At 66.8% G+C, this 11288-nt stretch carries 9 protein-coding genes and 1 pseudogene; 4 read left to right on the forward strand and 6 right to left on the reverse strand.

From position 1 onward, the window contains the following. Positions 1-1059, forward strand: a complete 1059-nt coding sequence (gene holA, locus KEC56_RS09960) for a DNA polymerase III subunit delta (protein ID WP_227530835.1) — start codon at positions 1-3, stop codon at positions 1057-1059. A 22-nt stretch (positions 1060-1081) separates the two neighbouring features. After that, entirely contained in the window at positions 1082-1765 is a 684-nt protein-coding gene (locus tag KEC56_RS09965; protein WP_227530836.1) for a histidine phosphatase family protein, read from the forward strand. A gap of 58 nt (positions 1766-1823) precedes the next feature. Here KEC56_RS09965 and rpsT read toward each other — a convergent pair whose 3' ends face one another. Continuing rightward, entirely contained in the window at positions 1824-2084 is a 261-nt protein-coding gene (rpsT, locus tag KEC56_RS09970; RefSeq protein WP_175988163.1) for a 30S ribosomal protein S20, read from the reverse strand. 206 nt (positions 2085-2290) lie between these two features. Between rpsT and KEC56_RS09975 the strand changes: the two are divergent. Continuing rightward, positions 2291-2602: pseudogene (locus tag KEC56_RS09975) on the forward strand (MFS transporter); the annotation flags it as partial. Between the two features lie 62 nt (positions 2603-2664). Here KEC56_RS09975 and KEC56_RS09980 read toward each other — a convergent pair. The 5 genes from KEC56_RS09980 to KEC56_RS10000 form a co-directional block, all read right to left on the reverse strand. Next, positions 2665-3417, reverse strand: coding sequence for an alpha/beta fold hydrolase (locus KEC56_RS09980; protein WP_227530837.1), 753 nt, complete (start codon positions 3415-3417; stop codon positions 2665-2667). 83 nt (positions 3418-3500) lie between these two features. Continuing rightward, positions 3501-5210, reverse strand: coding sequence for an ABC transporter family substrate-binding protein (locus tag KEC56_RS09985; RefSeq protein ID WP_227530838.1), 1710 nt, complete (start codon positions 5208-5210; stop codon positions 3501-3503). A 133-nt stretch (positions 5211-5343) separates the two neighbouring features. Continuing rightward, positions 5344-7272: an ABC transporter ATP-binding protein gene (locus KEC56_RS09990; protein ID WP_227530839.1), complete on the reverse strand. Its 1929-nt coding sequence runs from the start codon at positions 7270-7272 to the stop codon at positions 5344-5346. Then, positions 7269-8189 carry an ABC transporter permease gene (locus KEC56_RS09995; protein ID WP_227530840.1) on the reverse strand — a complete coding sequence of 307 codons (921 nt, stop codon included), beginning with the start codon at positions 8187-8189 and terminating at the stop codon, positions 7269-7271. Before KEC56_RS09995 ends, KEC56_RS09990 begins: the two co-directional genes overlap by 4 nt. An 11-nt stretch (positions 8190-8200) precedes the next feature. Beyond that, entirely contained in the window at positions 8201-9184 is a 984-nt protein-coding gene (locus tag KEC56_RS10000; RefSeq protein WP_175988171.1) for an ABC transporter permease, read from the reverse strand. 232 nt (positions 9185-9416) lie between these two features. On the opposite strand from KEC56_RS10000, the gene lepA reads away from it, so the two are divergent. Beyond that, complete coding sequence (lepA, locus tag KEC56_RS10005) at positions 9417-11267, forward strand: translation elongation factor 4 (protein ID WP_227530841.1); 1851 nt, start codon at positions 9417-9419, stop codon at positions 11265-11267. Positions 11268-11288: the final 21 nt, after the last annotated feature.

The following is an 11288-nucleotide window of genomic DNA, read 5'->3' on the forward strand; positions in this document are numbered from 1 at the left end:
ATGGCCGCTCCTCGTTCTTCAGCCCGTGGTGGCACAGCCCGCGGCGGAGCGAAGGCGACCAGGATTCCGCAGATCTCCTGGCGCGAACCGCGTCCGGCACCGGTCGCGCTCGTCTCGGGTCCTGAAGAGGTCTGCGCCGAACGGGCGATCGCCGGCATCCGCGACTACCTGCGCGCCGAGGATCCGGCGCTCGAGGTGAGCGACGTCCGCGCCGACGACTACGCGCCCGGCACGCTCCTCTCGCTGACGTCTCCGTCGCTGTTCGGCGAGCCGCGCCTGGTCCGCGTGTCCGGTGTCGAGAAATGCAACGACGCGTTCATCCAGGAGGCCGTGGCCTACCTCGATCATCCGCAGGAGGGGGCGACCGTCATCCTCCGCCACACCGGGGCGAGTGTGCGCGGCAAGAAGCTGCTCGACGCACTCCGTGCCGGATCGGGCGACGGCATCGAGATCGCCTGCCCGACGATCAAGCGCGACAGCGACCGAGTCGACTTCGCTTCAGGGGAGTTCGCCGCGGCGCGGCGCCGGATCGCGCCCAACGCGCTGCGCGCCCTGGTCTCGGCTTTCGCCGACGACCTCACCGAGCTCGCCTCGGCCTGCCAGCAGCTCATCCGAGACGTCGACGGCGACATCTCCGAAGAGACGGTCACCCGCTACTACGGCGGGCGCGTCGAGGTCTCCGCCTTCGTCGTCGCCGACACCGCGATCGCGGGGCGGTACGGGGAGGCGCTGATCGCGCTGCGGCATGCGCTCGACTCCGGCGCCGATCCCGTGCCCATGGTGGCGGCCTTCGCGATGAAGCTGCGCACCATGGCCAGGGTCGCCGGCCACCGCGAGCCCAGTCGCAGCCTTGCGCAGCGCCTCGGTATGAAGGACTGGCAGGTCGATCGCGCCCGGCGCGACCTCAGCGGCTGGAACGAGCGATCCCTGGGACTGGCGATCCAGGCGACCGCACGAGCCGATGCCGAGGTCAAGGGTGCCGCCCGCGACCCGATCTTCGCACTCGAGCGCATGGTCACCGTCATCGCGACCCGGGCGCCGTTCGGCGAACAGGCATAGGCTCCGCTCGTAGGCTGGGAGCATGAGACTCCTGCTCATCCGTCATGGCCAGACCCCCAGCAACGTCGCCGGCGCGCTCGACACGGCGCGGCCCGGCGCCCCGCTGACCGCGCTCGGTCGTGCGCAGGCCGCCGCGATCCCCACCGTGCTCGCGGCGGAGTCGCTCGACGCGGTCTACGCGTCGCCGCTGATCCGCACCCAGCTCACGGGTCGCCCGCTCGCCGACGTCCGCGAACTCGACATCGTCGTCCGGGAGGGGCTGGAGGAGATCTCGGCCGGAGACTACGAGATGCACACGGACGCGGACGCCGTCCAGGCGTACGTCGAGGCCGGATGGCGCTGGGTGAACGGCGACCTCGATCACGCCATCGCCGGCGGCGAGAGCGGTCACGACTTCTTCGACCGATACGACGCGGCGATCGCCGAGATCGCACGGTGGCACGAATCCGCCGTCGTCGTGAGCCACGGCGCGGCGATCCGCGTGTGGGCCGCGACCCGCTCGGTGAACATCCCGTCGGCCGAGGCCGCACGACGCCGCCTGCAGAACACCGGCATGTGCGTGCTCGAAGGCGACCCCGAGGGCGGCTGGCTGCTCGAGGACTGGCGCGAGGAGCCCCTCGGGGGCACGGACCTGGAGGACAGGCTCGCGCACGATGTCACCGGGGAGCCCGAGGACGCCGAAGAGGTGATCGCCGAGGGGCGCTGACACGATACGACGAAGGCCCGCCCCGCGAACGGGACGGGCCTTCGTGAAACCGAGCGGCTCAGAGAGCGGCGACCTGCTTGGCGATCGACGACTTGCGGTTCGCAGCCTGGTTCTCGTGGATGACGCCCTTGCTGACGGCCTTGTCGAGCTTCTTCGAGGTGACCTTCAGCGAAGCTTCGGCAGCGGCCTTGTCGCCCTTGGCGATGGCCTCGCGGGTGCTGCGGACGAGGGTCTTGAGCTCGGACTTCACAGCCTTGTTGCGGATGCGAGCCTTCTCGTTGGTCTTGTTGCGCTTGATCTGCGACTTGATGTTTGCCACGCGTGACGCTTTCGTTCAGTGATTGATGGGAAGTGCCGTGAGCAGGAAGAGGGCTGCCTCCGGCGGTCGTGAGGGACGAACCCACACGCAAGCCAAGAATCGAGTCTACCAGGTCTGGCAGGAATCCATTGCGCGTCGCTCCCGCGCGGGGGTGCGGATGCGCCGAGGACGACCTGCACGTGCTCATCGTGAGCTACACGGTCTTCGTGGTCGCGGCATCCCTCATCGCCGGGTCGATCTCGGATCGCACCGGCAGGCGCAAGCCGATCGTCATCATCGCGGCGCTCGTCCAGGCGCTGTCGGCTGTGCTGATCCTCATGTCGCCCACCTTCGTCGGGACGGCCATCGCCGCGGCGGTCATGGGCGTCGGATACGGCGCGTACATGGCGGTCAGGATGGCGCTAGCGACGGATCTGCTTCCGCGTCCGGAGCACCACGCCCGCGACCTCGGGGTCGTGAACGTCGCAGCGAACCTCGGTCAGCTGCTCGGGCCGCTCCTCGGGGCGGGTCTGGTGGCCCTGGTCGGTGGATTCTGGCTGCTGTTCCTGGTCGCCGGCATCCTCTCGGTGCTCGGGGGCGGTCATGACGATCGCCGTGCGGGCTCCTGTGATGCCTCGCTCCGATGCAGCGTCGCGATCGCCACGTCCAGCAGGGCGTTGAAGACGCGCGGCCGCATGGCGGTGACCAGGTGCGAGGTGCGCGGCACCACGATGAGTTCGGAGTGCGGGGTGAGCCTGCGGAACAGGCGCTCCTGCATCCGCAGCTGATCGAACTGGCCGTTGATCCACCACACCGGCATCGTGAGCCGGGTGAGGTCAGCGGCGAGGTCCAGGGCCCCCAGGCTCGCGAGGGCTGCGTCCTGCGTGTCGAGCGCGTAACCACCGGCGGCGAAGTCCGGTCGCGTCTCCTCGGGAATCGTCGCTGCGAGCACGCGTTCGGTCAGCCACATGCCCCGGTCGGGCAGGGCGTCGAAGGCTCGCGCGAGCGTCCGGTACGTGGCGAGCCCTGCACCGCGGGGGAACGCCGTGCACGACGCGCCGATGAACGCGGACACCGGGGGAGCGGCCTCCGAGCCGGCGTACGCGACGGACACCAGGCCGCCCATGGAGTGCCCGGCCAGCAGCACCGGCCCGCGGCTCGCGGCTTCTTGCACGGCCTCGTCGATCGTCGCGAACGCGGCCTCGAGGGTGAACGTCTCATCCATGCGCGACCCGTGCCCGGGCAGATCGACGGCGACGGCGGGCACGTCGCGCCCGGCGAGGTGCTCCATCTGCGCGCGCCACATCGTGCGCGAGGTGCGGATGCCGTGAACGAGGACGACCTGGACGTTCATGGTCACAGCATACGAAGAAGCGGGGCCGGTGGATGAACCACCGACCCCGCTCATTTCGACAGGCTCAATGTCCCGTCAGAGAATCACTTCTCCCAGCCCACGTTCTCCACCGGCTGGACGCCGAAGCCGTCCAGGCCCACGTAGGGCTCAGGGGTGAGGTTCGCAAGACCGGTCTTGACAGCCGAGATCGACGGACCGTTGTAGAGCGGGATGAGGCCCCACTCCTGGAAGATCTCGGCCTCGAGCTTCATGGCCGCAGCCGTCTGCTCCTCAGCGGTCGGCAGGGACTCGACCTCGTCGTGGATGCGCTGATCGGTCTCCTCGTTCTGGACGCCCGAGAGGTTCAGGCCCATGTCCATGCAGTACAGCTGGCAGAACCAGGCCGCACCGAACGGGTCGGAGGAGGTGAAGCGCAGCGACGAGACGTCCCAGTTCTTCGAGGTGTAGTCAGCCGAGAAGTCGGTCGACGGACGGACGTCGATCTGGAAGTCGATGCCGACCTCCTTCATCTGCTGCTGCAGCGCCTTGGCAAGAGCCTCAGCGGTCGCGTCATCGCTCCAGACGGGGTAGACGACCGAGAGCTTCTCGCCGTCCTTCTCGCGGATGCCGTCTTCGCCCTCGGTCCAGCCGGCCTCGTCGAGGAGAGCCTTCGCGTCGTCCGGGTTGTACTCCCAGCCGGCCTCAGCCAGTGCGTTGGAGTAGCCGGGCTGGAACGGGAACAGCGTCAGGGATCCTGCCGGCTCCTCCTCGTAGTCCAGGCCGTTCCAGGCGATCTGCTTCTGCTGGTCGATGTTGATGGCCTTGAAGAACGCCTCGCGGACCTTGACGTCCGAGAACTGCGGCTTCTCCGCGTCGACCTGGATCAGCGTGTTCGCCGTCTGGGTCGAGCGGTAGATGGTGATGTCCTCCATGTCCTTGACCTGCTCGAGGCGGTCCTTGGTGCTCACACCGACCATGTCGATCTCGTCGGCCTTGAAGGCGTTGATCGAGGCCGAGGCCTCCATGCCCTGGAAGGAGACCTTGTCGAGCAGCGGCTCGTTGCCCCACCACTCCTCGTTCGGGACGAACGAGATGTACTCGGAGTTGGCGTCGAACTCGTCGACCTTGTACGGGCCGGCGCCCCACTCGGGGTGCGGGTTGTCGATCATGGCCGTGTTGAAGGTCTCGGGGTCGGCCAGTGCCGGGTGGATGATGCCCGTGAGGAACGGCATCTCCGGCCAGGCGAACTCGCCGTCGAACTTCACGATCGCGGTCTTGGCGCTGTCGCCCTGCTCGACCGAGGTGATGGCCTTGTAGCCGTCGGTCGCGTTCGGGTTGAACTCCTCGTTCGTGCCGTTGTTGGCCTTCCAGGTCGCCTCGATGGCGGTCCAGTCCATGTCGGTGCCGTCGTTCCAGTGCGCGTCATCCGTGAAGGTGAACGTGATCTGGGTGTTGCCGTCGACCGTGTCGATCTTCCACTCGTCGAGGTACGCGTCGTTCTTGTACGGCGTGCCGTCGTCCTCCTGCAGGAGGATCTGCGGCATGTACCACGCGGCGACGCGGGCCGTGTCAGCGGAAGCGTCTCCGTTGAACGCGTTCAGCTGCTCCGGGATCTCGTTGATCGGGAAGCGGACTTCTCCGCCCGTCTGCAGGTTCTCGCGGGGCTGCGGGTTGTAGTCGGCGAATGCGGTCTCGGTCGGCTCGTTGCCGCCGTCGCCGCTGCCGCCGTCGTTACCGGACGACGCACAGCCCGCGAGGGCAAGTGCGAGGGCTCCGCTGAATGCGATCGCCCCCATCAGCTTGTGCTGCTTCATGGTGCTCCTTTCGCCTTTCGGCGTGTCATATTGCGAGAATAGTTCGCACCGTGGCGGAATTCGCCTGCTCGGAGTGAATGGCGCCTAACTGTTATCGGACGGTGACCCTCTGTTACCGGCCGTTAACAGAGCGTCACCGGCCGACGGGTTCGGCCTGCATCGTCTCCGGGTTGAAGATCAGTCGTTCGCGCCCGCGCTCGATGTCGGGATCGGGCACCGGGATGGCCGAGAGCAGCGCCTTCGTGTAGGGATGCTTCGGGTTCTCGAAGATCTCGTCCACGTCGCCGTGCTCGACGAAATCGCCGAGGTACATCACCGCGACGCGATCGGCGATGTGCCTGATCACGGACAGGTCGTGCGCGACGAACAGGTACGACAGGCCCAGCTTCACCTTCAGCTCGTCGAGCAGGTTGATGACGCCGGCCTGGATCGACACGTCCAGCGCCGAGACGGGCTCATCGAGCACGATGATCTTCGGGTTCGTGGACAGGGCGCGGGCGATGCCGATGCGCTGGCGCTGACCGCCGGAGAACGCCCCGGGGAACCGGTCGATGTGGGCGGGGTTGAGACCGACGAGATCCATGAGCTCCCGGACGCGCCGGTGCACCTCGTCCTTGGGCGTGCCGATGGCGTGCAGCGGCTCGGCGATGACATCGGCGACGGTCATGCGCGGATCGAGAGCGCCCATCGGGTCCTGGAAGACGATCTGGATGTCGCGGCGGACCTGGCGCTCCACCTTGCGGCTGGTGATGTCGTTGACGCTCGTGCCGTTGATGATGATGTCGCCGCCGTCCTGCTTGACAAGATCCATGATCTGCAGCAGCGTCGTCGTCTTGCCCGAGCCGGATTCGCCGACGATCGCCATCGTCTCGCCCTCGCGCACGTCGAAGGTGACGTTCTTGACCGCGTGCACCTCGCCGACCTTGCGCTTGAGGAACGCGCCCTTCAGAAGCGGGAAGGTCTTGTTGAGGTTCCGGACGTCGAGGGTCACAGGGCGCTGCTCGCGGGGCGTGCGCGTCAGGTCGCTCTCCGGTGCCTCGTGCACGGGATAGACCGGGAGTCCGCCGATCATCCCGCCGTCCGAGATCTCATCCGCGCGGATGCAGGCGGCCCGGTGCGGTGCGCCGGTGCCGGTGGCGACGTCGACGAGGTCGGGTTCGCGCGTGCGACACGCGTCGATCGCGATCGGGCAGCGGTCGGCGAACGGGCAGGCGTCGGGCAGATCGATCAGCAGCGGCGGGTTGCCCTTGATGGGGACCAGCGGCTCCTTCTCGGCCTTGTCGACGCGCGGGATCGCTCCGAGGAGGCCGATGGAATACGGCATCCGCGTGTGGTGGAACAGCTCGCCCACGGGCGCGTGCTCGATGGGCTTTCCCGCGTACATGACCATGACGTCGTCGGCCATGCGCGCGACGACGCCCATGTCGTGGGTGATCATGATGGTCGCGGCGCCCGTCTCCTGCTGCGCCTTCTCGATCAGGTCGAGGATCTGCGCCTGGATCGTGACGTCGAGCGCGGTGGTCGGCTCGTCGGCGATGATCAGCTTCGGGTTGTTCGCCATCGCGATGGCGATGACGACGCGCTGACGCATGCCGCCGGAGAACTCGTGCGGGAAGCCCTTCATGCGCTTCTCCGGCTGCGAGATCCCGACGAGTGTCAGCAGCTCGATCGCGCGGTCCCACGCCTGCTTCTTGGTGAGGCCGCGGTGCACCGTGAGCGCCTCGATCAGCTGGTCGCCGATCGTGAACACCGGGGTCAGCGAGGTCAGCGGGTCCTGGAAGATCATCGCGAGACCATTGCCGCGGATCACCGACATCTGCTTGTCGGACTTGCCCAGAAGCTCCTGGCCGTCGTAGATGATCGAACCGGTGACCTTGGCGTTCTCGTCGAGCAGGCCCATGATCGCCAGCGACGTGACGGACTTGCCGGAGCCGGACTCGCCGACGATGCCGAGGGTCTTGCCCTCATCCAGGTCGAACGAGACGCCGCGCACGGCATCCACGCGCCCGGCCTCGGAGGCGAAACTGACCTTGAGGTCGCGAACGGAGATGATGGCGCTCATGCGCGGCCTCCTGCAGCAGAGGTGGGATCGAGGGCGTCGCGCAGACCGTCCGAGACGAGTGCCATCGAGACGGTCAGCAGCGTGAGCGCCGCGGCGGGGAAGTAGAACAGCCACGGCGCGCTGGTGATCGTGTTCGCGCCGGAGCCGATGAGCGATCCCAGCGACACGTCGGGGATCTTCACGCCGAAGCCGATGAACGACAGGCCGGTCTCGGCCATCACGGCTCCGACGATGCCGAGCGTGAAGTTGATCACGAGCAGCGAACCGATGTTCGGGATGAGGTGGCGCAGCACGATCCGGAAGCCGCCGACGCCCATGTAGCGCGAGGCGTGCACGTACTCGCGCTCGCGCAGCGACAGGGCGGTGGTCCAGACGACGCGGGCGGGGAAGTACCAGCCCGTCACGAAGATCATGATCAGTGCGATCACGCGCCAGTCGCCGCCGGAGCGGTTCGACAGCAGCGACAGGATCAGGAAGCTGGGGACGACCATCATGAAGTGGATCACCAGCAGCGTGAGCTTCTCGGTGCGCCCGCCGAAGTAGGCGGCGGCGGTTCCGATGATGGCCGACAGGATCGTCGTTCCCAGCGACACGGACACGGCGATCATGAGCGAGCGCTGCAGGCCGATGGCTACCTGGGCGAAGGTGTCGTTGCCGGATGCCGTCGTGCCGAACCAGTGGTCGGCGGAGGGGCCGGTGCCAAGGTTCAGGAAGTCGAGCTCGATGTGGTCGTATCGGGCGATCAGCGGTCCGACGATGGCGAACAGCACGAGCAGCACGAAGATGATGATGCCGCCGACGGCCGGCTTGTTGCGCATGAAGCGGCGGGTGTAGAGGGTCCACTTCGACATCGGCTTCCGGCCGGAGCCCTTGTCGGCGACAGGTTCGGCGGGGGAGGTGACGGTGGGGTCGATCATTTCAGTCATGCTCAGCTCACCCTCACTCGCGGGTCGAGGACCACGACGATGATGTCGGACAGGATCGCGCCGATCGCCACCATGACGGCGCTGAAGGCCGCGACCGCGACGACACCGTTGATGTCGCTTTTGACGATGGTCTCGATGAAGTACTTGCCCATTCCGTTCCAGGCGAAGATCGTCTCGGTCAGGATCGCGCCGGTGAAGATGCCGGGGATGCTGAAGGCGACCTGCGTCGCGACCGGGATGAGCGAGGTGCGCAGCGCGTGCTTGCGGATCGCCTGCTGCTTGGTCAGGCCCTTGGCGCGTGCCGTGCGGACGTAATCGGCGTTGATGTTGTCCAGGAGCAGCGTGCGCTGGAGGAAGTGGGTTCCCGCGTAGCCCGTGATGACCAGGGCGATCGTGGGCAGGGTCACGTGCTGCAGTTTGTCGATGAGGACGGGGAAGAACCCTTCGACACCCTTGCTCGCCGCCCCGGTGACGAAGAAGATCCGGGCGCCGAACAGGTCGTTGATCGCGATGGCGAGAAGGACCAGGCCGAGGGCTGCGACGATGACGTTGATGTTCATCGTGATGATCGAGGTCGCCTGGCCGATGCGGTCGGCGAGTTTGTACTGACGCGATGCGGTGTACACGCCGAGCGCGATGCCCAGCACGGTCATGATCACCGTTGCGCCGAGAACCAGCTCCGCGCTCACCCACATGCGGTAGGCGATCTGCTCGTTGACCGATCCGCCTGTCGGGCTGACACCCCAGTCCCAGCGGAACAGGATGGAGCTGAACCAGTTCCACCACCGCTCCCAGATCGGCACGGTGTCGCTGAGGTTGCGCGGCTCGAGGAGGTTGACGATCTGCTCTTCACTGAGCGGAGGGCGTCGACCGACGAAGTTGTTCCGGGGGTTCAGAAAGCCCCACGCAAGGAAGAACGTGATGTTGGTCGCCACCACGATCATCAGCAGCCAGCCGAGGAAACGGCGCAGGAGATACTTGATCAAGGTGTTGTCTTTCTCTTTGCAGGCGCGCTCGGGATCGGCCGACGCAACGCAGAGTCGGATGTATTCAAACATCTCTGGCTCTCATGTGCGACCGATCCGGACAGCGTCTGGTACGGAGTCGGGTTGCAACTGACACTCGGTGTCGCCGATCTGTACAGGGCAACCTCGCGAGACTATCACCGGTCATAGCGAATCGAGCATTAGGTGCGCCTGACCGTAGACTGCTGGAGACATGTCACCACGCGCCCTCACCCCGCTCTCGCCTGCCGCAACGCCGCCGGCGCAGATCCGGAACTTCTGCATCATCGCCCACATCGACCACGGCAAGTCGACTCTCGCCGACCGCATGCTGCAGATCACCGGTGTCGTCTCCGACCGCGACATGCGGGCGCAGTACCTCGACCGCATGGACATCGAGCGCGAGCGGGGCATCACGATCAAGAGCCAGGCCGTCCGGATGCCGTGGGACGTCGACGGCGGGACCTACGCCCTGAACATGATCGACACCCCGGGACACGTCGACTTCACGTACGAGGTGTCGCGCTCGCTCGCGGCGTGCGAGGGCGCGATCCTGCTCGTCGACGCCGCTCAGGGCATCGAGGCCCAGACCCTGGCGAACCTCTATCTGGCGCTCGAGAACGATCTGCACATCATCCCCGTGCTCAACAAGATCGATCTGCCTGCAGCCGACCCCGACCGCTTCGCGAAGGAGCTCGCCGACCTCATCGGCGGCGACCCCGACGACGTGCTGCGCGTATCCGGTAAGACCGGTGTCGGCGTCGAGGAGCTCCTCGACCGCATCGTCGCCGACGTCCCGGCTCCCGTCGGGGATGCCGAAGCGCCGGCCCGGGCGATGATCTTCGACTCGGTGTACGACGCGTACCGCGGCGTCGTCACCTACGTGCGCATGGTTGATGGGAAGCTCGAGCCGCGCGAGCGCATCCAGATGATGTCGACCCACGCCAACCACGAGCTCCTCGAGATCGGCGTGTCGAGCCCGGAGCCGATCCCGTCGAAGGGGCTCGGCGTCGGTGAGGTGGGCTACCTCATCACCGGTGTGAAGGACGTGCGCCAGTCGAAGGTCGGCGACACTGTCACGACGAGCCGGGACGGCGCGACGCAGGCGCTGGCGGGCTACACCGATCCCAAGCCCATGGTCTTCTCCGGCATCTACCCGATCGACGGCAGCGACTACGCCGAGCTGCGCGAGGCGCTCGACAAGCTGAAGCTGTCCGATGCTTCCCTGCAGTACGAGCCGGAGACCTCCGTCGCCCTCGGCTTCGGCTTCCGATGCGGGTTCCTGGGGCTCCTGCACCTCGAGATCATCACCGAGCGGCTCAGCCGCGAGTTCGGGCTCGACCTCATCACGACGGCTCCGAGCGTGATCTACGAGGTGACCACCGACACCGGCGACACGGTCATGGTCACGAACCCGAGCGAGTACCCGGACGGGCGTGTGGCATCGGTCGCCGAGCCCATGGTGAAGACGGCGATCCTGCTGCCCAAGGACTACGTGGGCACCGTGATGGAGCTGTGCCAGTCGCGCCGCGGATCGCTGCTGGGCATGGAGTACTTCTCGGAGGAGCGCGTCGAGCTGCGGTACATGATGCCGCTCGGCGAGATCGTGTTCGACTTCTTCGATCACCTGAAGTCCAAGACGCAGGGGTATGCGAGCCTCGACTACGAGCCCGCCGGGCAGCAGACCGCCGACCTCGTCAAGGTCGACATCCTGCTGCAGGGCGACAAGGTCGATGCGTTCAGCGCGATCGTGCACCGCGACAAGGCCTACTCCTACGGGACGCTCATGACGGAGCGCCTGCGCAAGCTCATCCCCAGGCAGAACTTCGAGGTCCCCATCCAGGCCGCCATCGGCGCGCGGATCATCGCCCGCGAGACCATCCGCGCACTGCGCAAGGACGTGCTCGCCAAGTGCTACGGCGGTGACATCAGCCGCAAGCGCAAGCTGCTCGAGAAGCAGAAGGAGGGCAAGAAGCGCATGAAGATGGTCGGCCGCGTCGAGGTCCCTCAGGAAGCGTTCATCGCGGCGCTCTCCGGCGACGTCGACGGCAAGGACAAGAAGTAGCAGGACGTGCCCCGTCCGGGG

Origin of the sequence: Microbacterium tenebrionis (assembly GCF_020682665.1) — a bacterium.
Taxonomy (GTDB): Bacteria; Actinomycetota; Actinomycetes; order Actinomycetales; family Microbacteriaceae; genus Microbacterium; species Microbacterium tenebrionis.